Consider the following 21,592-nt stretch of genomic DNA (forward strand, 5'->3'; position numbering starts at 1 on the left):
GTGACCCCGTGACGGAAGTAGTAAATGGGCGAACTCATTGAGTCCGCGGCCAACGGACTCTTACTTCGGCCCCAAAATCTTCACCAGCTTATCCGGCGACGGCGCGCCCTGCTGCTGTTGCAACTCACCCTTGTCGTCCATGTAGAAAATCGCCGGGGTGGCCGACAATTCCAGCTCTTCCATCAACTGCATGTTCGCCGCGAGCTTGGCCTGGATCGCCGGTGGAACATCCTTCAAGGCCTTGAGCGAGCTGGCCTTGCCGGCTTTTTCGTGGTCTGCCAGGGCCTTTTGCGGGTCCTTGGCGGCCAGCAGCGCTGCGGATTTGCCCGGGCTGTCCTCGCGAATGATGCCGACCATGATATGGCGCAGTTGCACTTTGCCGGCTTTCACCCAAGGCCGCGCCTGTTCCCAGAACATGTTGCAGTAAGGGCAATTCGGGTCGCTGAACAGGTACACCACGCGCGGTGCGTCCTTGTTGCCGTCGGCAATCCAGTTGCTCGCTTCCATCTTGCCCCAGACTTCCTTGGACATCGGCGCGTAAACCAGCTTTTGCAGGGGGGCGGTGCTGAGGTCATTGCCGTCGGCGTCATACAGGTTGCCCAGCAGCACGTGTTTGCCATCCGGGGTCAGGTACAGGGCCATGCCACGGTTCTGGTACTGCGCGGCGTAACCGCGCAGGCCGTCCGGTGCGTCGAACTGGCCGACGATTTTTGCGCCCTTGGCTTCTATTTTCTTGATCGCTTCAGGCAACTCTTCGGCAGCCTGCGCGAATGGGAGGTGCAGCAGGGCAGTGCCCAGGGTCAACGTCAGCAGGTGGCGGAGGCGGGGCATGGCAGTTTCCTTGAAGAAGTGGCGGAACCAGGGCTGTCGAAGTTTTCCAGGGCGCGGGCCAGGCTGGCTTCCGACAGTTCGCCCAGATGGCTGCCCAACAGGCGGCCCTCATTGCTGTAGAACAGCGTAGTCGGCAAGGCCATGGAGCCCACCGCCTGACCCAGGCGGCCACTGCCATCGAACAATACGTTGGACAGGCTCAGGCCCTGGGTTTCCAGGTAAGTACTTACGCTTTGCATGCTTTCGGCCTGATTGACGAACAGGAAAGTCAGGTCCGGACGCTGTTGCTGGGCATTTTCCAGCACCGGCATTTCCCGGCGACAGGGCGGGCACCAGGTGGCCCAGAGATTGATCACCAGCGGACCCCCTTTGTAATCCTCCAGTCGCACGGTTTCCCCGGCCGCATTGCGCAGGGTGATTTCCGGCAGGCGCGTGCCTTGTTCGTAGATGGAGAGGGAAAAAGTAGCGAGCAGCCAGAACGCCAGGCCGCTACCCACGCCAAACCCCAGGGGGCGACGCAGTCCCGGGCGGCGCCAGCCCCGGTAGAGGGCAACGAGCAACAGCGCGATCACCCCCGGCCAGGCGAGGAAGCCGCCGTCACGCAGGTCGATGACTTGCCAGAGATCGTTACGATAATGCTTCCAGTAGAGCGCCACGAAACCGATCCGCGCCGCCAGCATGCCGATCAGGAACAGGCTGAACAGCACCGACTCGGGGTTTTCGCCACCGCGCCTGGCCGCTCGCCAACCCACAAAGGTCGCCAGCGCCAGGGCACCGATCAGCAGCAGGTGATTGAGCGCAATGGCAAACGTGCCGAGGGTGAGCGTCAGCATTAACGGGCCTCTCGGGTGAGGTTCCAGCGTTGCAGGAATGTGGCGGCATCAACTTCGCCGGTAATGCGCTGGCTACGTCGCTCCTCGCCGTCGGTGCCGATCCACAGCAGGCTCGGTGGCCCTGGCACCTTGTATCGACCGAGAAGTTCGCGACTGGCGGCGTTATCGGCGGTTACGTCCAGACGTAGCAAACGCACGTCACTGAGTGCCGTGAGCACCTGCGGCTGGCCGAACACGCGTTTTTCCATGATTTTGCAGGCCACGCACCAGTCGGCGTAATAGTCGAGCAACACCCATTGACCTTGAGCCTTGGCCGCATCCAGTTCCCGTTGCAGCGCAGCCGGGTCCTTGATGGTGGTGAAGGCCTCGTGGCCAACCGGGCGGGCGATGCTGGTCGAATTTGCCGTGCTGTAGACCTGTAATGGCTTGAACAGGTCATCACTGCCGCCGGCGGCACCGATCAGCAGCAGGCTTCCCCACACCCCCATCAGCAAGGAACTTGCGCCGAACAGCTGGGCAACCCGGCCGAAACCTTCCGATTGCTTCCAGGCGCTGTAGGCCGCGATCAACAGTAATGCTCCACACAGCCCCACCCACAGTGATTCATCCAGCACCGGGCGCAGCATCAGCAGGGCAGTGGCGAGGAACAGGAAGCCAAACACGCCTTTGAGCAGGTTCATCCAGGCGCCTGGCTTGGGCAGGAAGCGATTGCCAACCGTCACCAGCAACAGCAGCGGGATCCCCATGCCGATGCCCATGGCGAACAGGATCAGCCCGCCATGCAAGGCGTTGCCGCTCTGCGCGATATAGAGCAGGGCGCCGGCCAGGGGCGCGGTCATGCAAGGTCCCACCAGCAGCCCCGACACCGCACCCAGCACGCCAGCGCCGATCAGGCTGCCGCCACGCTGGTTGCGCGATACATTTTCCAGGCGGTCACGAATGGCCACGGGCAGTTGCAATTCAAAAAAACCGAACATCGGCAACGCCAGCAATACAAACACGGCGGCGAAGGTGCCCAGCAGCCAGGGGTTCTGCAGCAAGGCCTGCAGATTGGCGCCAAGCATCGCTGCCAATACGCCCATCGCGGCATAGACCAAAGCCATGCACACCACATAACTGCCGGCGAGGGCGAAGCCGCGTCGAGGGCTGGCGCCGCTGCCGACGACCAGCCCTGCAAGTATTGGCAACATCGGCAGGGTGCAAGGGGTGAATGCCAGCAGCAGGCCCAGGCCAAAGAACACCAGCAGGCTCCAGCCCAGCGCCCGTTGTTGCAGGCCGCTGGCCAGGGCCTGGTCCGGCGCTTCGGCGGCGGCAGGGGCAACGACTGTCCCCCCCAGGTCGACGACCTGGGTTTGCGGCGGATAACACAGGCCGGCATCGGCACACCCCTGGAATCCTACTTTCACCTGGCCGGTGGCACCGGCCGGTATTTTCAGCTCAAGGCCCTGGCGGTACACCTGCTGCTCACCGAAAAATTCATCGCTGTGAGATTCCCCAGGGGGCATCGCTGGCTTGTGCTCTGGCGGCAAACCGTCGAACTTCAGACGCTGCTGGTACAGATAGTAGCCATCGGCGATCTGCCAAAAAAGTTGGGTTTCACCGGACTCCAGGCGCTCGGAAGTGAAGATGAACGCCTTGCCTACAGGAAGGAAGTCCGGTTTGGTCGCGAATGGATCGTTGGCGGCCTGGGCCATGCCCGATATCAGGAGAACGAAAAGCAGTAAAATTCGACGCATGGGTAAGCCTTATCCCTGTGCAAGTGGGGGCAGGATGAGAGACGGCGATTAACCGATGATTAACCGCCACGGCCTTGTCGCAACGGCGCTTGCGGCATAATGTCGGCTTAATCGGCTACAGGCCTAATTGGTTTCTTTTCAGGTACTCACTATGCACGTACTGGTTTGCGAAGACGATGAGCTGATCGCCAGCGGCATAGTCGCCGGCCTCACCGCCCAGGGCCTGACCGTGGAGCACGTGGCTACCGCATCGGCTGCCCGGGCGATGCTCAAGGTTGCCGAGTTCGACGTCATGGTGCTCGACCTTGGCCTGCCCGATGAGGACGGCCTGAAGCTGTTGCAGCAGTTGCGTCACAGTGGCCTGGAGATTCCGGTGCTGATCCTCACCGCCCGGGATTCGGTCACGGACCGGGTCGATGGGCTGCAAGCGGGCGCCGACGATTACCTGCTCAAACCGTTCGACCTGCGTGAGCTGGCCGCGCGCCTGCACACCTTGTTGCGGCGAGTGGCGGGGCGCAGCGTCAACCTGATTGAGCATGGCGCGCTGACCTACGATCCGAGTAGCCGCGAAACCACCCTGGGCGGCCAGCCGGTCGACTTGTCACGGCGTGAGCAATCGCTGTTGCAGGCGCTGTTGCACAACCGTGGCCGGGTCCTGTCCACGGAACAGCTCAAAGACAGTGTCTATGGGTTCAACGATGAGCTGGAAAGCAACGCCCTGAACGTGCACATCCATCACCTGCGGCGCAAACTCGGTAACGGCATCGTCGAGACCGTACGCGGCCTGGGTTATCGGCTGGGGCCGGCAGGCAGTGGAGATCGTTCGAAGTGATGAGCCTGCGCCTGCGCCTGAGCCTGACCCTGGGCGCCGCGTTCGCGCTGATCTGGGCGCTGGCGGCCGCCTGGATGCTCAGCGACCTGCGCAACCAGATGATGTTTTCCCTCGACCAGCGCCTGGTGGCGTCGGCGCGCATGGTCGCCGGGCTGATGGAGCAACTGCCGGCGCTTCCGAGCAAGGGCGAGGGCACCCATTTCAGTGCCGAGCAACTGAACATCCCGGGCGGCATGGCCTGCCAGGTCAGTTCACTGCGCGGCGAGATCCTGGCTCGCAGTCACACCGATCCGCAACAGACCCTGGAAGCCGAGCAACTGGGTTTTCATGACCAGATGATCGATGGTGCGCCCTGGCGCAGTTTCACCCTGGTTCGGGGAGATCTGCGCATCACCACCGCCGACCGGCAGATCGAGCGCGAAGCCTTGAACATGTCGATCCTGCTGGCGGCATCGGTGCCGGTCGGCGTGGCGTTGCTCGGTTGCCTGTGCCTGCTGTGGTTGGGGATCGGCCAGGGCCTGGCGCCGCTCAATCGCATGCGTGATGCCCTGATGCGGCGTAGCGCCGACTCCCTGGAACCGCTGCAGATCCAGCCGCTGCCCAGCGAATTGCAGCCGTTGCTCGACACCCAGAATCAGTTGCTGCAACGGATCGGCAAGACCATCGAGCGCGAGCGGCGCCTGACTGGCGACGCGGCCCACGAATTGCGTAGCCCGCTCACGGCGATCAAGACCCACCTGCAGGTCGCGCGCATGACCGAGGGCGCCGCTCGGGACCAGTCCCTCGCCCGGGCGGAGGAGGGGGCTGACCGTCTGCACCGCACCCTCGAACAATTGCTGTTGCTGGCGCGGGTCGAAGGCAGTCTGTCGTTCGATGACGGTGTGCAATGCAATGCCGAGCAGGTGGCCAGGCTGGCGATCCAGGACGCCGGCAGTGGCGATCGCCAGCGCATCCGCTTCAAGGCGCCCGCAAGGCTTTCAGCGGCGCCGGTGCAAATGCCGGCGGTGCTGTCGATTGCCGCACTGCGTAACCTGCTGGACAACGCACTGCGCCATACCCCTGGTGATGGTCCGGTGGACTTGAGCGTGGAAACCGTCGAAAACCGCGTGCAGTTCGTGGTTCGCGATCATGGCCCTGGTATCGCCGAGGATGATTTGCAACATCTTACCCAGCGCTTCTGGCGCAATGGCCAAAGCACCGGCTGTGGCCTGGGGTTGGCGATTGTCCAGGCAATTGTCCAGCGCTGCGGTTGCACGCTGAAGTTCGACAGCAAGCCGGATGGCTTGCGGGTTGAACTGACGATGCCGTTGCAGCCGGTCTGAGAAGGCGTGGTTACACATCAAAAGTAACGTCTATCCGATAGGCATCCCGCCCCCTTAGCGCTATCGTCCTCGCCGGCTTTGACTCAATGGATTGAGGTACTGGCGCCATGGAAACATCCCTGCATGTCTGCAAGGCAACCCCCGCCGATGCCGGCATCATCTGCCGGATAGTCGAACGTTCGATCCGCGTTGGCTGCGCCATTGATCACCGCAACGATCCACACACCGTTGCCACCTGGACCCACAGCAAAACCGTCAGGCATGTCATGGCCTGGCTGACTGACCCGCGGTTTTACCTCAACATCGCCTTGCTACAGGACAAGCCAGTGGGGGCCGCCATGGCTGCGATCAGCGGCAAGTTGGCGTTTTGCTACGTGCAACCGGAATGGTTTCGGCGCGGCGCGGGCCAGGCGCTGGTGGCTGACCTGGAAAGCTGGTTGATCAGTCATGGCCTGTGCCACGTGCAACTCAACAGTACGCTCACTGGCGAGGGGTTCTACCGGCATCTGGGATACCAGCCCTGCGCCCCGACCTTCAAGGTTGCCGGTCTGCAGGCCATTCCCATGCGCAAAGGGCTGTTGTTGCCTGCTGCAAAAGCTGACCAAGGGTCTAAATCCTCAGCCGCCTGAAGCGTTTCCACAACAGGAAAACCTTTTTGAGGGGTCGAGAGATGTCAGTCGCTACCAGCCTTGTGCAAGATCAGTCGGCGCGGGTCGCTCCGGCGCCGGCCGAAACGCTTTATCAGTTCAACGAGTCGCCGTTGCTGGCGCGACAGACCCGGCAGGAGTCTAACGCCCGCAGCTATCCACGGCGCATCCCCCTGGCGCTCAAGCGGGCCAAGGGTATCTATGTCGAGGACGTTGAAGGCCGCCGTTTCATCGACTGCCTCGCCGGCGCAGGCACGCTGGCGTTGGGGCACAACCACGCAGTAGTGATTGAGGCGATCCGGCAGGTGCTGGCCGATGAATTGCCGTTGCACACCCTTGACCTGACGACTCCGGTCAAAGATCAATTCGTCCAGGACCTGTTCGCCCTGCTGCCACAGGGGTTGGCTGGCGAAGCGAAAATCCAGTTCTGCGGACCCACCGGCACCGACGCCGTGGAGGCGGCGTTGAAGCTGGTGCGCACCGCCACCGGTCGCAGCACTGTGTTGTCATTTCAAGGCGGCTACCACGGCATGAGTCAGGGCGCGCTCAGCCTGATGGGCAGCCTGGCGCCGAAAAAACCCATGGCGGCCTTACTCGGCAGCGGAGTGCAATTCATGCCCTATCCCTACGACTACCGTTGCCCATTCGGGCTCGGCGGCGCACAAGGGGTCAAGGTCAACCTGAGCTACCTGGAAAATCTGCTGAGTGACCCGGAAGCCGGCGTGCAGTTGCCTGCGGCGGTGATAGTCGAAGCGGTGCAGGGCGAGGGCGGGGTTATTCCGGCTGACCTCGACTGGTTGCGTGGCTTGCGCCGTATTACCGAAAAGGCCGGGGTGGCGCTGATAGTCGACGAAATCCAGAGCGGGTTTGGACGCACCGGCAAGATGTTTGCCTTTGAACACGCCGGGATCATTCCGGACGTGGTGGTGATGTCCAAGGCCATTGGCGGCAGCCTGCCGTTGGCGGTGGTGGTCTATCGGGACTGGCTCGATACCTGGCTTCCGGGAGCCCATGCCGGGACCTTCCGCGGTAACCAGATGGCGATGGCCGCCGGTTCCGCCGTGATGCGCTACCTGACCGAGCACAGGGTCTGCGAGCATGCGACCGCCATGGGCGAGCGCCTGGGCGAACACCTGCGCATCCTGCAGCGGGATTTTCCGCAGTTGGGTGACATACGCGGTCGAGGTCTGATGCTCGGCGTAGAGCTGGTCGACCCTTCCGGTGTGCCGGATGCCCAAGGTCACCCGCCGATCTTTGCCCGCCTGGCTCCGCTGGTGCAGCGTGAGTGCCTCAAGCGAGGTTTGATCCTCGAGCTGGGCGGGCGGCATGGCGGCGTGGTGCGCTTCCTGCCACCGCTGGTGATTACCTGCGGCGAAATCGATCAGGTGGCCGAAATCTTTGGTCGGGCCATGGCCGCTGCCACCGCCAGTCTCTAAATTTTTCCGCGTCCCGAACGTACCTTCTACAGACCGGATGCACGTGCGTGCAGCCCACCCTACATCGATGGAGAAACGCCATGACATCTGTATTCGACCGCGAGGACATCCTATTTCAAGTCGTGGTCAACCACGAAGAGCAGTATTCGATCTGGCCCGACTACAAGGCCGTGCCGCAAGGCTGGCGCACCGTGGGCAAGAGCGGCCTGAAAAAGGAGTGTCTGGCCTACATCGAGGAAACCTGGACGGATATGCGCCCACTTAGCCTGCGCAAGAAGATGGAAGAGCAGGCGGCTGCGGTGCACTGAGCCTGCCTGTCAAAAAAAGCCCGCTGGACTGGTGACAGTCAGCGGGCTTTTTGGTGCCTGGGCTGCAGAAAAGATCGCAGCCTCGTTGCACTCGACAGCGCCTACAGGGGGGAGGGTGCGGCTGGGTCACTCAACCCCTTGATCACCGAATCCACATTCCCTTCCAGCTCAACCACCGGATCCACCCCATCGATATTCAGTACCACCAGGCGGCTTCCTGCCTCGGTAATCACCGCTTTGAGCGCATCCGACGGCTGGCGGTGATGTAACACCACGGCCACATCATTGTCCTTGAGCGTCGCCGCCAGTTGCTTGAGTGCCTCCGGGGTCCATTCGGCATCCGGGCGGGCGTCGAGGCCGATCAGTTCCAGGTTGAGACCACCAATCAGGTAACCGAAATGATCGCTGAGGCTCATTACGCTGAGGTTGTCGGCGCGGGCCAGGCGCGCTTCGCTGTCGGCACTGAACTTCAGCAGGCGCTGTTTGAGCGTCGCCAGGTTGCCCTCGATGACCGGCTTGGCTGCGGGTGCCAGGCGCACCAGATCTGCCGCCATCACATCCGCCATGCGTCCCATGTTGTTGCTGGACAACCATGGCTGGCTGTTGAGGCCGTCGACCTTGTTGTCCGGCTGTACGGCGATGCCGGGCAGGGCGCCGTCCACCGGGCGGGCAGCATCGACTTCGACGACCCGGATGTTGCTGCGTCGGGACATGGGATAGAGCGGGTCGTCGGCCCACAACGAACGCAGGCCGATCACTGCATCGGCATCGGTCGCCAGCTTGGCCAGGGCCGGTGCACCTCGGCCGGTGAAGTAGGCGGTCTGCCGGCTGCCGGGCAGGTTCGCCGGCGCGGCACGTTCGAGCTGGACGTTGGTGCCCTTGAGCAGGACTTCGCCCAAGCCATAGGTGATCGGCAGCGAGGCCAGGACGCGTAGGGGTTTTGTGCTGTCGGCCGCGAAGGCCGTGTGGGCCAAGGTGCACAAGGCGACCGCCAGGGTTAGTTGACGCAACTTAAAAGACATTATCCGATATTCCCTTTCAGGCCAGGAACGACGCCACGGGCAACGGCCGCCAGGGCGAAGGCGATGCCGGCCACCAGAATGATCGCGGCACCGGATGGAATTGGCAGATCAAAAACGATCGGGGCGAGAATGCCGCACAGGGTACTGATCGTGGCGATCAGCACCGAGCACCAGAAAAAGCCCTTGAGCGACTGGCTGAGCAATCGTGCAGCCGCCGCCGGAATGACCAGCAGGGCCCCGACCAGAATGGCGCCGATCACTTTCACTGCGGCGACGGTGATCAGGGTTACCAGAATCACGAACAGGTAATCGAGGGTCTTCACCGCCACCCCGCGCACCGCCGCCAGCTGCGGATTGAAGCTGGCGAGCATGATGCGGTTGTACAGCGGCAAGGCCAGTGCCATGACCAGTGAACCCACGATGGCCAACACCAGCAGGTCATTCCCGTTGACCGTCAGGACCGAACCGAACAGCACGTTTTCAAGGATGTGCACGTTGATCTTCCCGGCGAGAATCAATAGCAGGCTGGCACCCAGGGCTAACGAAACGGAGAGGAACACGCCGATCAGCGTATCCGGTGACAGCCCGGTGCGGTTGCGCAAATAGTTGAGCAGGATGCCGAACAGCAGGCAGTAGCCGAACAGGCTGCCATAAGGCCCGGTGTAAGGTTCCCCCAGCAGAATGCCGACGGCCACGCCGGTCAGTGCCGCGTGGCCGACTGCTTCGGAGAAAAACGCAAAGCGCTTGACCACCACCAGGGTGCCCAGGCCACCCAGCACCGGTCCGATCAGCAGGCCGGCCAACAACGCATTGACCACGAAACCGTACGCCAGCGCTTCAGGCAGGTAACCCGAAGACGCCCAGCCCTGAATCATCAGGCGAAAGGCTTCATAACTCATCAGGCGGCGCTCCGTGGATGGGTGGAAAACAGCGTCAGCAGGCGTTCCGGTGTCAGTGCCTGCTTGGGCGTTGCATCGAACAGCACCCGGCGGTTGAGCCCGGTGACCCGGTCCGCCAGACGACCTACGGCTTCCAGGTCATGTTCGATCCACAGCACCGTGATGCCGCTTTGGCGCCAGTCCCCGAGAAGTCGCTCGAAAACCTGGATGCCGGCTTCATCGAGAGCCGACATGGGTTCATCGAGTACCAGCAACTGCGGCGCCGGTATCAGCCCCTGGGCCAGTAATACTCGCTGACGTTCGCCACCGGACAAAGCGCCCATGCGTCGTTTGCGTTTGTCCTGCATGCCGACCCGTTCCAGGGCATCACCGATGGCTGCCGCGTAATGCTTGCTCACCCCCAGAAATGCCGGTCGACGCTGGCACATCGCGGCCATGAAGTCGTCGACGGTCATCGGCAGTCCGCGATCAAACTCCAGCGCTTGCGGCACGTAGCCGATCGTCCCCGGGGTGCCTGGCCATTGCAGGCTCAGGCGGCCCTGGTGGGGCATTTGCCCGAGCAGGGTCTTGATCAGCGAGCTCTTGCCGCCACCGTTGGGTCCGACCAGTGCATGGATGCTGCCGGGCTGTACCTGGAAGGTCACCTGGTCAAGGATCGTGGTGCGGCCGAGGGTCAGGCCGACGTCGGCGAAATCCAGGGTCGGGCCGGTGCTTTGGACAATCAGGGTCTCCTGGACAGTCATGCGCCCGACTCCTGAATAGCCCGGACCACGGTGTTGAGGTTGCCGGTCATTTCCTTCTCATACTTGTCAGCCGTGTATTCGCCATAGGAAATGTGCGACAGCGGGTACAGTTTCACTCCGGATTCACGCTGGATGGTGTCGACATAGCTCGAAGGGAAGTCCATCTCGGAGAAAATCACTTTCACGTCCAGCTCTCGCAACTGGTCGATGGTCTTTTTCAACTGGCTCGGGCTGGGCTCGATACCATGGGCAGGCTCGACCACGGCCGTCACTTCCAGGCCGAACTCGCGCAGCAGGTAGTCGTAGGCGGCATGCACGGTGGCTACGCGCAGCTCTGCATTGGGCGCTTCGGTGAGTTTCGCCAGGGCGTCGGCGCGCATCTGCCGCAGCCGTTTGCCGTAGGCTCGGGCGTTCCGGGTGTAGGTCTTGGCGTTCGCCGGATCAAGTTTTCCCAGCTCCCGGGCAATGTTGTTGACCTGGGCAATCGAGGCGCTGACCGACAGGAAGGTATGCGGGTTGACGACCTTGCCGGCCCCACGGGCAGCCACGCCGGTAGCGGCCAGCAGCGGCACGTTTTGGTTGGCTTCGATCACCGCCACGTTGGGCGTTTCGCTGGCGGCGATCATGCGGTCGGCGAAATCGTCATGCCCAACCCCGTTGAGCACAACCACGTCCAGTCCGCTGATGCGCCTGATGTCTTCGGCGCGTGGCTCGTAGGCATGCGGGTTGAAACCGGCGGGAATCAAAGGCACCACTTCGGCCTTGTCGCCGACGATATTTGCCACGTAGCTGTAGTACGGATGCAGGGTGATACCGATGCGCAGGCGCTTGGCCTCCTCAGCACTGGCCAGGGGGACCAGCAGGCAGGCAAGCAGGCCAGCCAGCAGGGCGGGCATGAAACGTTGAGATGAAATAGGCATGGGAAAGCGGTCTTCTCTCGGGTAAAGGCGAGGGGTCAGTGCCGATGCTGGCGAGTGACGCCGGCATCGAATTGCGCGACGATCTGCTGCCAGCCGGCGCTTTCGAGCGCGGAGTCGGCAAGATTGGCTGGCGCCTTGAGGGCTTTGCCGCGATGCAGCCAGATGTCCGGCTCATCGTCATCAGCGGTGAGGCGCATCAGGAAAGAGCCGGCCACGTCGGGAGACTGGCTCTGGCCGAAATAAGCCTGGTCCTGCAGCAACTCCCAGGCATGGCTGCCACGACTGACCGAGCTGGCGTCCTGGGCAAATGGCGCGAAGCCTTCGTCAGCCAGCAGCGCCGGCGTTGGCAATGCCTGCTGCTCCTGGCGCAACAAGTGGATCTCGTCGAGCGTGACCCGCAGGTCGGCGTAGATGCCCTGTTCGGAAGCGCTCAGGTCGCGGCGCGCATCCAGTTGATGACTGGCTACGGTGCTGACCTCCTGGGACTCATGGCGCCAGGCCACGACCGAGGCGGCCACGGCCAGGATCATCAGGCACAAGAGCAATACGTACAGCGTTTCGTGGCCGGCTCCGGCCGGGCGGACTATCTGGTTTGTGGGGGTGCTCATGGGGTCTGGATGTCCGCCTGGTCTATTTCCACCACATGGCCCGGGCCCGCATCGAACAGCACATAGAACTCGGCGGCGGGTTTCTTGAAAGTCATCTTCGAATCGGCGCCGAGCTTGCCGGGCACCAGAATGGTTTCGTCGTAGCCGATCACATCCAGGGTCACACCCGGGGCACCGCTGCCATCGGAAAAGCCCCCGGTACATTCGATCTGTTCGGCGTCGACGGCCTTGCATTCGCACATCGGGTTATGGGCCAGGGCGCTGGTGCTGAATCCGGCGCAGAGCACTAGCACCAGGTTGCGCAGATGACGCAAAGTCATGGTTTGCCTCCTTGTTTGTTCAGCCACTCGATGGTGGCGGGGGATGCCTGGCTCAGGGGCATGGAAGCCTGGTGCATGGCACCGTCCCAGCCCTCCATGGTGATCCACAGTTCGGCATCGGCCTTGGTCTTTTCCGGGATTGGCAACATGGCGCCCATGCGGTAAGGCGTGCCAAAGAAAATCACCCCGGCGGCGCGCAGGCTGCGGGGCTTGCCGATGCGCAGGTAGGTGGCCTTGACCTGGTCGCGGCAGCTGTCGCATAGCGCGGCGTTGAAGCTCTTCATGTAGCCGGCGGGCCCATCCAGTCGCGGCGCTTCGTTGCGCAGTTCAGCCAGGCGCAGGCTCCAGGGGCCGACCTGCACTTCTCCGGCTTCGCGTTCACCCAAACCGGTATCACCCCGGAACAGCGCGGCATCGGCGAAGTACTTGGGCATGAAACCCAGCGGTACCAGCAACAGCAGGACATTGATGTGGAAGCGCCACTTGTGCCAGAAACGGCTCAGTTTCGAAGAAGGTTTATCCGCAACGAGCAGGCTCATTGGCTCACCTCCGTGGTTTCGTGGCGAGGGGCAGTTGGCACTCGGGCACGTTTGTTTTCCCGCTTCAGGGCGTTGGCCGTGGCCAGGGCGGTGCGTTTGGTCCAGATCAGCAGGCCACTGAGGACCATCATGCTCAGCAGCAAGCCGAAGAAGAACCAGATCAGCTTGATCCACAGGCCGCCAAAGTCGCCGGTGTGCAGGGGACGCATGGATTCGGTTACCAGCTCCAGCCCGGAGCGATCCGAGAGCAGGCGAGTGGAGGCGATTTCACCGGTGTAGGGGTTGATATCGGCGGTCTGGAACATCAGCGGGTACCAGCTGCGTCCGCCTACCGTCAGGTAGCTGTAGGCATTGGCGGGCATGCTGACAAAGCTGTCCTCCAGCCCGGGAATACGCTCCTTGGCCTCGGTAATCGCATTCTGCAGGCTGATCATCGGCGCAGGCGAACCATCGGTACTCAGCGGCACGCTCTCTCGAGGCACTACCAGGGCCACCGGGGCAGTGGAAATCGTCACCTGGTTATCGAACATGAATGCCTCGATCAGGAACCAGGTGCTGGTCACGGAAATTACCGCGATAAACCAGATCGACCAGATGCCGCTGAGCCGGTGAAAGTCGCCCCAGAAGATTCGTGCACCGTGACGAATGCGCAGGGTCGGCTTGAGGAAGCCTTTCCAGAATTTCTTGTACACCACCAGCCCGGTGACCAGGGACGCCAGCATCGGCAGACTCAGGAACGACACCAGGTACCAGCCCCAGCTGTAACCGTTGGTGAACGGCACCAGCCACCAGCCATGCAGTGCGCGGGTGAAGGCCTGGAAATTGAATTGCGGTGCCGTGCCCTGTATCACCCCGGTATAAGGGTTGACGTAGACCGTCACCGAACGCCCGTCCGGGTAGCTGACCTCGACGTCGAGGGCAAAGTGCGACTCATCGGGACGGCTGATGCTTTCGACCAGGGTGTTCGGCTCGGCCTTTTTGATCGCGGCGACGATCTGGTCGTAGTTGAGCATCGGGGCATCATCGGAAGGCTGGCTGGCGCGCATTAGCGGATTGGCCAGCCAGACGATCTCCTGGCTGACCACGGCAAGTGTGCCGGTCACGCAGACGATCAGTACAAAAAACCAGATCGGCAGCGCCAGCCAGCTGTGCACCAGAAACCAGATTTTGGAGCGGGATTTCTTCGACATGATGTAAGTCTTATAGCGATGAGAGGACCTCGGCTGCAGGCTTCCCAGCGTTGGGTCGATGAAAAGTCGCTCGTGGCTTTTGCCTACGCGAGCAGACTGCATCTATATAAGACGAATGAGAATCAAGAATCCCGAATCCGCATATGCAAGAAAATGTTTCGAGCGTCGTTAATCCGCCTGCAGCGTCGAGGTAACGGTGGAGGCGGAGCGGGAAGTCAGCCCTGCTGGAACATTTCCTGCGCGCGCTGCTCGATTTGCTCCTGGGTCAGATCTTCCTTGCGCGTGGCCAGAAACCACATGTGTCCGTAGGGGTCTTTGAGCGTGCCGGACCGATCACCATAGAACTGATCCTTGACCTCGGACACGACAATGCCACCAGCAGCAATCGCCTGTTTATACGAGGCATCCACATCATTGACGTACAGATGCAATCCCACGCAAGGGGACTCATCAGGATTGCTCAATGGCCCTTGATCACAGGGGGTGCCCAACATGATCGGGCAATCGCCTATGCGCAATTCGGCGTGACCGATTCCACCATCGGGCATCGCCAGGCGCATCACTTCGACGGCACCGAAGGCTTTTTTGTAGAACTCGATGGCTTCGGCAGCTTTTTGAATACCCAGATACGGCGTAATGCTGTGATAGCCCTCTGGAATGGGTTTGACGCTCATGGCGGTCCTCCCAGGTTTTATGCAATGAGAATGCCCCACAAATATAGTAGGAGCTGCCGAAGGCTGCGATCTTTTGACCTGCTTTACCCTTCGCCAGCACTCAGTCCTCCTCCAGCAAATGCGCCCCAGGCCCACGGTCCCCCAAAACATCACCAAAATTGCGCAACGGACAGGCCTCCATCGACAGGCATCCGCAACCAATACATCCATTCAACCGGTCGCGCAGCAACGTCAGCTGGTTGATCCGCTCATCCAGATCCCGGCTCCACTGCGCCGACAACACCCTCCAGTCGGCGGCGGTCGGTGCGCGGTTATCGGGCAGCGATTGCAGCGCCTTACCAATCTCTGCCAACGGAATGCCCAGGCGTTGTGCCACCTTGATCAACGCCACCCGGCGCAACACTTCCCGCGGATAGCGGCGCTGGTTGCCCTGGTTGCGATTGCTCTTGATCAGGCCCTTGGTTTCATAGAAATGCAGCGCGGTGACTGCCACGCCGCTGCGGGCGGCAACCTGGCCGACCGTGAGCTCCCGCTGCAGGGGTTCCGGGGTCATCATTTGAAAAATCCCTCTTGACCTTGACTTAACTAGAGGTTTTACCCTGCAAGCCTTCGGATCGCAATGTCCGGCATACACAGACGGGGACTTTTTCATGCAGGCGCCAGAGAAAAATCGCAGCTTTACCCAACTGATCGAGTTCGAGATCGAACCTCATCAGCAACCGGCACTGGTGTCGGCGCTATCGATGCAAACCGAACGCCTGGCTCAGGACCACGCGGGTTTCCTCAGTGCCAGTATCCAGGCCAGCGACGATGGCCGGCGGGTGCTCAACTATCTGCAATGGCAGACGCGCGAAGCAGGGGAAGCGGCGTTCCAGCAGTTTGAAAGTGGCGAGCAGGATTTCTGGCAATTGATTCGTGCCCATCAGGCGAAGACCGTAACCTTCGGCTCGTTCCAGGTGTTGCACAGCCTGGAACGTAGCCATGACAACGCGCTGCACTGCCATCTGGTGGGCTAGATAGACAGCTGCATCAAGCGCTCACCCTGGAGGTTTTCCGCAGGCCGGCGTTTGTTCACCGCCAGTTCACCGATCTTGATCAGTCGGGTGCGCGTCACATTGCGGCTCAGCCCCAGCAGTGCGGCGGTGTGCACCTGGTTGTAATGACTGAAGCGATAGGCTGCGCGCAGCAATGCATCCTCGACCTTTTCATGCAGCGCTCCGGCCTGTTCCTCGAAGAGTTTTTCAAATGCCCGCTCGAGCAGGGCTTCCGGGGAGTCGTGGAAGCTGCCGCCCTGGTCGTCCTGACGTTCGATGCGCATGTTCGACAGGCGCAGGTCATCGCGTTCGATGACGCCGTTGCGGCAGATCAGCAAGGTGTGGTGAATGACGTTTTCCAGTTCACGAATATTGCCTGGCCAACTGTAGCTGCGCAGTTTCAGTTCAGCCTCTTTGCTGATCGTGATAGTGCCGTAGCCCAGGCGCTGGCTGTAGGCATCAACGAAGTGCCGGGTCAGCGGCAGGATGTCGCCGGGTCGATCGCGCAGCGGGCTCAGTTCCAGGCTGACCACGTCGAGGCGGTAATACAGGTCCTCGCGAAAGTGCCCCGCGTTGATGGCTTTCTCCAACTGCACGTTGGTGGCGGCGAGCACCCGTACATCGATCGGAATGCTCTTGCGCGAGCCCAGGCGCACGACTTCGCGCTCCTGCAACACTCGCAGTAACTTGACCTGGATCGCCATCGGCAGGTCGCCGATTTCATCGAGGAACAAGGTGCCGCCATTCGCCTCTTCGAACCAGCCGGCCTTGGCACTGAGAGCGCCGGTAAAAGCACCTTTCTCATGCCCGAACAGCTCCGCCTCGACCAGGGATTCGGAGAAGGCGCCGCAGTTCACGGCGACGAAAGGGCGATTGCGCCGCGCGCTGAGGTTATGAATGTGTCGCGCTACCAGCTCCTTGCCGGTGCCGGTTTCGCCGATGATCAGCACGCTGGCCTCACTCGGCGCCACCTGCTGCAAATGCGCAAGCAGGGCTTGGGATTTCGGGTCTTCGAACACCTGGGCGGTGGCTCGGATTGACGTGGCCAACGCGGGCGAGGGCGGTAAGGTCAGCAGTTGCATGGGGTTCGCTCCATGAATGGCAGGCTAGGAATAGAAAGTCGGAATCGGCAGGCACTGGTTCAGCGCCCAGTCACCCAGCTCATGGAGTTTGTAATCCACCGGATCGTGCAGGGTTTGCGTGCGCAGGTTGCGCCAGTGACGGTCCAGCCTGAGCGAGGCGTGGGTTGAGCGCGCGCCGGTCACCTCGAAGAGGTGCGTGCACAGGTCCAGGCCGCTGCGGGTAGCGGCAACCTTCGCGGTAGCGATGGCAATCGCCAAGTGCCCGCGTTCTTCGGCGCTGAGTTTCGGGCCCTTTGCCCAGGCCTTGTCGAGCAGGTCGGCGGCGCGCTCCACGAGCAATCGAACGCCTTCGAGCGCCACCCAGAATTCGCCGTAATGACCCAGCACATAAGGGTCCTGGCTGACCTCCCGGGTGTTGGATTTATGCCAGGGCCGGGCTTCGGTAAGGGTGTATGCCCGTGCCTCATCGAAGGCGCCTTCGGCGATACCGAGAAACATGTGGGTAAAGGTCAGTTGGGCGATCAGTGGGCGCAGGCACGCGAATGGCGTGCTCAACGGGCCTGGGTCGAGCAGCAGTTCCGATTCCTCCACCCGCACCCGTTCGAAGGTGGCACTGCCGCTGTCGGTCTGGCGCTGGCCCATGTTGTTCCAGTCGTTGTGCAGGGTGATGCCGCTGCGACTGCTGGGGATCGCCGCGATCAACAGCTTGCCACCGGCCGTTTCATCCACCGCCGAGGCAATCAGCATTTGCGAATCGCTGGCGCCGGAACAGAAGCTTTTCTTGCCGGAGAACTCGCGCCAGCCATCCAGCTTGCGTACTACGGTGCGGGTGTCCAGGGGGTTCAAGGCATTGCCCCAAAACCAGTTCTTGCGCGCGGTCTGCTCAAACCAGGGTTGCCATTGTTCGGGCCTGGCAAACAGGCGCACAGTGGCGAGCATCAGGTGATGGAAGCCGAAGACATGGGCGATCGAGCTGTCGACCTTGGCGAACTCGCGCACGATGGCCAGGATTTCACTCCAGCGCGCGCCCAGGCCCCCGTATTCGGTGGGGATGCTCAAGGCGAGCAGGCCGCTTTCACGCAAAGCATCACGTTCGGCTTTGGGCGTACCGCCGCGTTCATCGCGCTCGACAGCGGTGAGGGCAAACTGCGCGGCCAGTTGCCGGGCGGTCTGCAGCGGGGATATCAAGGCGCTTTGTGGCTTGGCAGTCACGGGGGTTCCTCAGGAAATTCGACGCAGATCCCCGGTGGGAGCGAGCCTGCTCGCGATGAGGTCGGAACATCCAACATGATTGTCGGCTGAACGGACGACCTTGCCAGCAGACCCACTCCCACTGGGAGCACCCTTTAAGCGGTGGCTTTGCCGGGTAGCACATCGTTGGCAATCATTTCGCCAAACGGTCCGGTAAGGTTGGTCACGCCACGCCCGGCCAGGCTGGCGTAGGGCTCAGGCAGCAGCGGGAACACCAGTTCGGCAAAGCGGTAGGCTTCTTCGAGGTGCGGGTAGCCGGAGAAAATGAAGCTCTCGATGCCCAGGTCTGCGTACTCCTTGATCCGCGCGGCAACCTGCTGCGGATCCCCCACCAGTGCAGTACCGGCACCGCCACGTACCAGGCCGACACCGGCCCACAAGTTGGGTGAAATCTCCAGGTTGTCGCGACGCCCGTCATGCAATGCGGCCATGCGTCGCTGGCCTTCCGAATCAAAGCGCGAGAAGGATTTCTGGGCCGCCTGGATGGTTTCGTCGCTGATGTGTTCGATCAATTTGTCGGCGGCTTTCCAGGCCTCCTCAGCCGTCTCGCGCACGATGACATGCAAGCGAATTCCGAACTTGACCGTGCGCCCTTGGCACGCAGCGCGCTCACGCACATCGGCGAGTTTTTGCGCCACGGCGGCGGGCGGTTCGCCCCAGGTCAGGTAGACGTCGACCTGTTCGGCCGCGAGATCGTGGGCAGCCTGCGAAGACCCACCGAAGTAAAGCGGTGGGTAGGGTTTCTGCACCGGTGGATACAGCGCCTTGGCGTTCTGCACCCGCAAGTGTTTGCCTTCGAAATCAACCGATTCACCTTGCAGAACTCGGCGCCAGATTTTCAGGAACTCGTCGGTCACCTCGTAGCGTTCGCTGTGATCAAGGAAACTGCCGTCGCCGCGGTTTTCATCCGGGTCGCCACCGGTGACCACGTTGATCAGCAGGCGCCCTCCGGACAGGCGATCCAGGGTGGCAGCCATGCGTGCCGATACGGTCGGCGAGATGATGCCCGGCCGGATGGCGACCAGGTAACGCAGACGTTCGGTCAGCGGCACCAGTGCCGAGGCAATCACCCACGAATCTTCGCAGGAGCGCCCGGTGGGAATCAGCACGCCGTGGTAGCCAAGGCTGTCAGCGGCCTGGGCCACTTGCTTCAGATAGTTGAGGGTCACCGGGCGAGCGCCCTGGGTGGTGCCCAGGTAGTGGCCGTCGCCGTGGGTGGGCAGGAACCAGAAAACATCCATGAAGAGATCCTTAAGCGATTTTCAGCAGATTTTTGGGATGCGCGCCGAACAGCGGTGCGGCGCGTTCTGCAGCAAGACGAATGCGGGCCTTCAAGGGCTCACTGGTTATTTGGTAGTTTGAGAAATCGGCTTCGGTGGCGTAGACGCTAATCGGCAACGTCAGGGCCTGGAAGAAACTGAACAGCGGGCGCAGTTGATGATCGAGTACCAGGGCGTGCCGTTCGCTGCCGCCGGTGGCAGCCAGCAGCACCGGCGTATCGATCAGCGCATTGAGGTCAATCAGGTCGAACAGGTGCTTGAGCAGGCCGGGATAGGAGCCGCGAAACACCGGTGCGGCAACGATCAACAGCTCGGCGTTCTCGATCGCCTGCAACTCGGCTTCGACCTGCGGCCCCAGTTCCTGGCGGGACAGCGCCGCACCCAAGGGCCGGGCAATGTCGCCCAGCTCGATCACTTTGCTTTCGATCACCAAGTGTTCGGACAGCTCGGCCAACAGCGATTGAGTCAGTACCAGGGTACGGGATGGACGCCAGGTACCACCGGAGACGGCAACGACTTTCAATGGGCGCGACATGATCAGTTCCTTTTAAACAGTTGCTCGGGGAGCAGTGAGTAGTCACTGAGTTGAGCAAGAGCTATACCAACCCCTGAAGGCCTTGTTTCATGGGGGCTGCGCCCCGCCTGGCGCTTGCCACTGTCGCTTGCGGGTGCTGATTGTTGATTCGCTGTTGCCCGGCCAACAGTTGCAGGAGCAACAGTGATGCCGACGCGATGGAGTTGTTATAAAGGTTTGCTCTTATTCCTCAAAAGAACATTAAAAGATATTTATAGATCTATATAGAATAATAGAGGTTTGCCTCCTAGGTGCTTGCGGTAGGGAGGCTGAAAGCTTGATACCCACTATCGAGAGCGTTGATTTCTGCCCGGCGAGGGGCGCGAGTAGCCTGTGTTCATTGCCCCGAACCCAGATGCCAGGACGCCACGCCATGAAATCTCCCATCGCCGTTTTGCTACTGCTCGCTTTCTCCGTACTCGCTGGATGTGCAAGCCACGTTTCCCCGGAGTTACGCCCTTACACTCCGCAAGAAAGCCGCCAATTGGCCCTGGAAGATCTGAATCGTCGCAGCCTGTCATTTGACGAGTACCACGCGAAAAAAGCCGAATTGCTCGGCAAGCCGCAGAAAGCCTTCAGCTTCGACAAACAGGGCGAAATGAACGCCGAACGTACTGTCCAACTGCACGGTCGCCCAAGCTGAACGACTGTACCGCTCGAAGTTTTACCTAACTGTCCATGGGCTTCAGGCAACCCTTGCGATAGGGTCGATACCTGACCGACCCTGACGGACTGCAACCGATGACGCTCTCTCTCGATCTGCTGATGGGCTTTGCGCTGTTTGCGCTGGTCACCTCGATTACTCCTGGCCCGAACAACACCATGTTGCTGGCATCTGGCGTGAACTTCGGCTTTAACCGCACCATCCCGCATATGCTGGGCATCACCTGCGGCTTCTTCGTATTGGTGGTGGCGGTGGGTTTCGGCCTGGGCGCGGTGTTTCAAACCTATCCGTTGCTTTACACCGTGTTGCGTTATGCAGGCGCCGCCTATCTGTTGTATCTGGCGTGGAAGATCGCCCATTCCGGACCGGTGTCAGACAGCGAGGACGGCAAGGGCAAGCCGATCAGCTACCTGGGTGCGGCGGCGTTTCAGTGGGTGAACCCCAAGGCCTGGATCATGGCCATTGGCGCCATCAGTACCTACACACCGATGCAGGGCTACTTCACCAATGTGATCGTGATTGCCGCCGTCTTTGCCGTGATCAATCTGCCCAGCGTCGGCGTCTGGGCGGCCTGCGGCACGCTGCTGCGCAATGTGTTGAAGGATCACCGCTGGTTGCGCGTGTTCAACTGGGGCATGGCCGCACTGCTGGTGATATCGCTTTATCCGCTGCTGCTGGAGAGCATCGGCTGATGCATTGCTTCAACCGGTTGGCCGATGCCTGTTAAGCTCGACTTCAGGAGCGTTCCTACGCACTTTTAAATGAAGTTGTTCTTCTTTAACGGCCTCTGATCGGGTATTTCTAACGTTCTGGGATGTCGGCGCAGCTCACGAGGCTGCGCTTTGCC

At 61.4% G+C, this 21,592-nt stretch carries 25 protein-coding genes; 8 read left to right on the top strand and 17 right to left on the bottom strand.

Features of this window, described 5'->3' with window-relative positions; translation table 11 throughout:
- Positions 1 to 60: 60 nt before the first annotated feature.
- From dsbG to dsbD, 3 genes are read right to left on the bottom strand one after another with little or no spacing between them, the layout of a single operon-like run.
- Entirely contained in the window at positions 61 to 831 is a 771-nt protein-coding gene (gene dsbG, locus UB23_RS04480) for a thiol:disulfide interchange protein DsbG (RefSeq protein ID WP_045058123.1), read from the bottom strand.
- Complete coding sequence (locus UB23_RS04485; protein WP_045058124.1) at positions 807 to 1,664, bottom strand: TlpA disulfide reductase family protein; 858 nt, start codon at positions 1,662 to 1,664, stop codon at positions 807 to 809. Before UB23_RS04485 ends, dsbG begins: the two co-directional genes overlap by 25 nt.
- Positions 1,664 to 3,400 (bottom strand): protein-disulfide reductase DsbD, encoded by a 1,737-nt coding sequence (gene dsbD / locus UB23_RS04490; protein ID WP_045058125.1) that lies wholly within the window; start codon positions 3,398 to 3,400, stop codon positions 1,664 to 1,666. Before dsbD ends, UB23_RS04485 begins: the two co-directional genes overlap by 1 nt.
- 151 nt (positions 3,401 to 3,551) lie before the next feature.
- Here dsbD and UB23_RS04495 point away from each other — a divergent pair, with 151 nt between their 5' ends.
- The 5 genes from UB23_RS04495 to UB23_RS04515 all read left to right on the top strand — a co-directional run bounded on the left by UB23_RS04495 (position 3,552) and on the right by UB23_RS04515 (position 7,945).
- On the top strand, positions 3,552 to 4,232 hold the full coding sequence (locus tag UB23_RS04495) for a response regulator (RefSeq protein WP_045058126.1): 681 nt from the start codon (positions 3,552 to 3,554) through the stop codon (positions 4,230 to 4,232).
- Positions 4,229 to 5,554, top strand: coding sequence for an ATP-binding protein (locus UB23_RS04500; RefSeq protein ID WP_045058127.1), 1,326 nt, complete (start codon positions 4,229 to 4,231; stop codon positions 5,552 to 5,554). Before UB23_RS04495 ends, UB23_RS04500 begins: the two co-directional genes overlap by 4 nt.
- Before the next feature lie 107 nt (positions 5,555 to 5,661).
- Positions 5,662 to 6,183, top strand: a complete 522-nt coding sequence (locus tag UB23_RS04505) for a GNAT family N-acetyltransferase (protein ID WP_045058128.1) — start codon at positions 5,662 to 5,664, stop codon at positions 6,181 to 6,183.
- Between the two features lie 41 nt (positions 6,184 to 6,224).
- Positions 6,225 to 7,637, top strand: a complete 1,413-nt coding sequence (locus UB23_RS04510; RefSeq protein ID WP_045058129.1) for an aspartate aminotransferase family protein — start codon at positions 6,225 to 6,227, stop codon at positions 7,635 to 7,637.
- 80 nt (positions 7,638 to 7,717) lie between these two features.
- Complete coding sequence (locus UB23_RS04515; RefSeq protein WP_045058130.1) at positions 7,718 to 7,945, top strand: MbtH family protein; 228 nt, start codon at positions 7,718 to 7,720, stop codon at positions 7,943 to 7,945.
- Between the two features lie 101 nt (positions 7,946 to 8,046).
- Here the strand turns inward: UB23_RS04515 and UB23_RS04520 are convergent, their stop codons facing one another.
- The 10 genes from UB23_RS04520 to soxR form a co-directional block, all read right to left on the bottom strand.
- The gene (locus UB23_RS04520; RefSeq protein ID WP_045058131.1) at positions 8,047 to 8,967 is read right to left on the bottom strand and encodes a metal ABC transporter substrate-binding protein; all 921 of its coding nucleotides are present in this window, start codon (positions 8,965 to 8,967) and stop codon (positions 8,047 to 8,049) included.
- Positions 8,967 to 9,866, bottom strand: a complete 900-nt coding sequence (locus UB23_RS04525; protein WP_045058132.1) for a metal ABC transporter permease — start codon at positions 9,864 to 9,866, stop codon at positions 8,967 to 8,969. The genes UB23_RS04520 and UB23_RS04525 overlap by 1 nt, the downstream gene beginning before the upstream one ends.
- Positions 9,866 to 10,609, bottom strand: coding sequence for a metal ABC transporter ATP-binding protein (locus tag UB23_RS04530; protein WP_045058133.1), 744 nt, complete (start codon positions 10,607 to 10,609; stop codon positions 9,866 to 9,868). The genes UB23_RS04525 and UB23_RS04530 overlap by 1 nt, the downstream gene beginning before the upstream one ends.
- A complete protein-coding gene (locus UB23_RS04535; RefSeq protein WP_045058134.1) occupies positions 10,606 to 11,529 on the bottom strand; it encodes a metal ABC transporter substrate-binding protein in 924 nt (307 codons plus the stop codon). Before UB23_RS04535 ends, UB23_RS04530 begins: the two co-directional genes overlap by 4 nt.
- A 35-nt stretch (positions 11,530 to 11,564) precedes the next feature.
- Positions 11,565 to 12,137 carry a DUF6162 family protein gene (locus UB23_RS04540; RefSeq protein WP_045058135.1) on the bottom strand — a complete coding sequence of 191 codons (573 nt, stop codon included), beginning with the start codon at positions 12,135 to 12,137 and terminating at the stop codon, positions 11,565 to 11,567.
- The gene (locus UB23_RS04545) at positions 12,134 to 12,457 is read right to left on the bottom strand and encodes a hypothetical protein (RefSeq protein WP_045058136.1); all 324 of its coding nucleotides are present in this window, start codon (positions 12,455 to 12,457) and stop codon (positions 12,134 to 12,136) included. Before UB23_RS04545 ends, UB23_RS04540 begins: the two co-directional genes overlap by 4 nt.
- Positions 12,454 to 12,996, bottom strand: a complete 543-nt coding sequence (locus tag UB23_RS04550; RefSeq protein WP_045058137.1) for a hypothetical protein — start codon at positions 12,994 to 12,996, stop codon at positions 12,454 to 12,456. Before UB23_RS04550 ends, UB23_RS04545 begins: the two co-directional genes overlap by 4 nt.
- Positions 12,993 to 14,186, bottom strand: coding sequence for a PepSY-associated TM helix domain-containing protein (locus UB23_RS04555; protein ID WP_045058138.1), 1,194 nt, complete (start codon positions 14,184 to 14,186; stop codon positions 12,993 to 12,995). The genes UB23_RS04550 and UB23_RS04555 overlap by 4 nt, the downstream gene beginning before the upstream one ends.
- Before the next feature lie 215 nt (positions 14,187 to 14,401).
- Positions 14,402 to 14,860 (bottom strand): VOC family protein, encoded by a 459-nt coding sequence (locus UB23_RS04560; RefSeq protein ID WP_045058139.1) that lies wholly within the window; start codon positions 14,858 to 14,860, stop codon positions 14,402 to 14,404.
- 100 nt (positions 14,861 to 14,960) lie between these two features.
- Positions 14,961 to 15,416: a redox-sensitive transcriptional activator SoxR gene (gene soxR, locus UB23_RS04565; protein ID WP_045058140.1), complete on the bottom strand. Its 456-nt coding sequence runs from the start codon at positions 15,414 to 15,416 to the stop codon at positions 14,961 to 14,963.
- Positions 15,417 to 15,510: 94 nt separating this feature from the next.
- On the opposite strand from soxR, the gene UB23_RS04570 reads away from it, so the two are divergent.
- Entirely contained in the window at positions 15,511 to 15,876 is a 366-nt protein-coding gene (locus UB23_RS04570; RefSeq protein ID WP_045058141.1) for an antibiotic biosynthesis monooxygenase, read from the top strand.
- Here UB23_RS04570 and UB23_RS04575 read toward each other — a convergent pair.
- The 4 genes from UB23_RS04575 to msuE all read right to left on the bottom strand — a co-directional run bounded on the left by UB23_RS04575 (position 15,873) and on the right by msuE (position 20,042).
- Positions 15,873 to 16,976: a sigma-54 interaction domain-containing protein gene (locus tag UB23_RS04575; protein WP_045058142.1), complete on the bottom strand. Its 1,104-nt coding sequence runs from the start codon at positions 16,974 to 16,976 to the stop codon at positions 15,873 to 15,875. The genes UB23_RS04570 and UB23_RS04575 overlap by 4 nt on opposite strands.
- 24 nt (positions 16,977 to 17,000) lie before the next feature.
- Positions 17,001 to 18,188, bottom strand: a complete 1,188-nt coding sequence (locus UB23_RS04580) for an acyl-CoA dehydrogenase family protein (RefSeq protein WP_045058143.1) — start codon at positions 18,186 to 18,188, stop codon at positions 17,001 to 17,003.
- Between the two features lie 134 nt (positions 18,189 to 18,322).
- The gene (gene ssuD, locus UB23_RS04585) at positions 18,323 to 19,468 is read right to left on the bottom strand and encodes an FMNH2-dependent alkanesulfonate monooxygenase (protein ID WP_045058144.1); all 1,146 of its coding nucleotides are present in this window, start codon (positions 19,466 to 19,468) and stop codon (positions 18,323 to 18,325) included.
- A gap of 10 nt (positions 19,469 to 19,478) precedes the next feature.
- A complete protein-coding gene (gene msuE / locus UB23_RS04590; RefSeq protein WP_045058145.1) occupies positions 19,479 to 20,042 on the bottom strand; it encodes an FMN reductase in 564 nt (187 codons plus the stop codon).
- Between the two features lie 412 nt (positions 20,043 to 20,454).
- On the opposite strand from msuE, the gene UB23_RS04595 reads away from it, so the two are divergent.
- Both UB23_RS04595 and UB23_RS04600 read left to right on the top strand, forming a co-directional pair.
- Entirely contained in the window at positions 20,455 to 20,724 is a 270-nt protein-coding gene (locus UB23_RS04595) for a hypothetical protein (protein WP_045058146.1), read from the top strand.
- Positions 20,725 to 20,822: 98 nt separating this feature from the next.
- A complete protein-coding gene (locus UB23_RS04600) occupies positions 20,823 to 21,437 on the top strand; it encodes a LysE family translocator (RefSeq protein ID WP_045058147.1) in 615 nt (204 codons plus the stop codon).
- Positions 21,438 to 21,592 lie beyond the last annotated feature (155 nt).

The organism is Pseudomonas sp. ES3-33, assembly GCF_000952175.1.
Classification (GTDB): Bacteria; Pseudomonadota; Gammaproteobacteria; order Pseudomonadales; family Pseudomonadaceae; genus Aquipseudomonas; species Aquipseudomonas gregormendelii.

Coding starts and splice junctions, on each gene's coding strand:
- UB23_RS04595 (WP_045058146.1), top strand. CDS start 20,455: ATGAAATCTCCCATCGCCGTTTTGCTACTGCTCGCTTTCTCCGTACTC.
- dsbG (WP_045058123.1), bottom strand. CDS start 831: ATGCCCCGCCTCCGCCACCTGCTGACGTTGACCCTGGGCACTGCCCTG.
- UB23_RS04525 (WP_045058132.1), bottom strand. CDS start 9,866: ATGAGTTATGAAGCCTTTCGCCTGATGATTCAGGGCTGGGCGTCTTCG.
- UB23_RS04560 (WP_045058139.1), bottom strand. CDS start 14,860: ATGAGCGTCAAACCCATTCCAGAGGGCTATCACAGCATTACGCCGTAT.
- UB23_RS04530 (WP_045058133.1), bottom strand. CDS start 10,609: ATGACTGTCCAGGAGACCCTGATTGTCCAAAGCACCGGCCCGACCCTG.
- ssuD (WP_045058144.1), bottom strand. CDS start 19,468: ATGGATGTTTTCTGGTTCCTGCCCACCCACGGCGACGGCCACTACCTG.
- UB23_RS04510 (WP_045058129.1), top strand. CDS start 6,225: ATGTCAGTCGCTACCAGCCTTGTGCAAGATCAGTCGGCGCGGGTCGCT.
- UB23_RS04555 (WP_045058138.1), bottom strand. CDS start 14,186: ATGTCGAAGAAATCCCGCTCCAAAATCTGGTTTCTGGTGCACAGCTGG.
- dsbD (WP_045058125.1), bottom strand. CDS start 3,400: ATGCGTCGAATTTTACTGCTTTTCGTTCTCCTGATATCGGGCATGGCC.
- UB23_RS04550 (WP_045058137.1), bottom strand. CDS start 12,996: ATGAGCCTGCTCGTTGCGGATAAACCTTCTTCGAAACTGAGCCGTTTC.
- soxR (WP_045058140.1), bottom strand. CDS start 15,416: ATGATGACCCCGGAACCCCTGCAGCGGGAGCTCACGGTCGGCCAGGTT.
- UB23_RS04520 (WP_045058131.1), bottom strand. CDS start 8,967: ATGTCTTTTAAGTTGCGTCAACTAACCCTGGCGGTCGCCTTGTGCACC.
- UB23_RS04575 (WP_045058142.1), bottom strand. CDS start 16,976: ATGCAACTGCTGACCTTACCGCCCTCGCCCGCGTTGGCCACGTCAATC.
- UB23_RS04545 (WP_045058136.1), bottom strand. CDS start 12,457: ATGACTTTGCGTCATCTGCGCAACCTGGTGCTAGTGCTCTGCGCCGGA.
- UB23_RS04495 (WP_045058126.1), top strand. CDS start 3,552: ATGCACGTACTGGTTTGCGAAGACGATGAGCTGATCGCCAGCGGCATA.
- UB23_RS04540 (WP_045058135.1), bottom strand. CDS start 12,137: ATGAGCACCCCCACAAACCAGATAGTCCGCCCGGCCGGAGCCGGCCAC.
- msuE (WP_045058145.1), bottom strand. CDS start 20,042: ATGTCGCGCCCATTGAAAGTCGTTGCCGTCTCCGGTGGTACCTGGCGT.
- UB23_RS04485 (WP_045058124.1), bottom strand. CDS start 1,664: ATGCTGACGCTCACCCTCGGCACGTTTGCCATTGCGCTCAATCACCTG.
- UB23_RS04535 (WP_045058134.1), bottom strand. CDS start 11,529: ATGCCTATTTCATCTCAACGTTTCATGCCCGCCCTGCTGGCTGGCCTG.
- UB23_RS04515 (WP_045058130.1), top strand. CDS start 7,718: ATGACATCTGTATTCGACCGCGAGGACATCCTATTTCAAGTCGTGGTC.
- UB23_RS04505 (WP_045058128.1), top strand. CDS start 5,662: ATGGAAACATCCCTGCATGTCTGCAAGGCAACCCCCGCCGATGCCGGC.
- UB23_RS04570 (WP_045058141.1), top strand. CDS start 15,511: ATGCAGGCGCCAGAGAAAAATCGCAGCTTTACCCAACTGATCGAGTTC.
- UB23_RS04600 (WP_045058147.1), top strand. CDS start 20,823: ATGACGCTCTCTCTCGATCTGCTGATGGGCTTTGCGCTGTTTGCGCTG.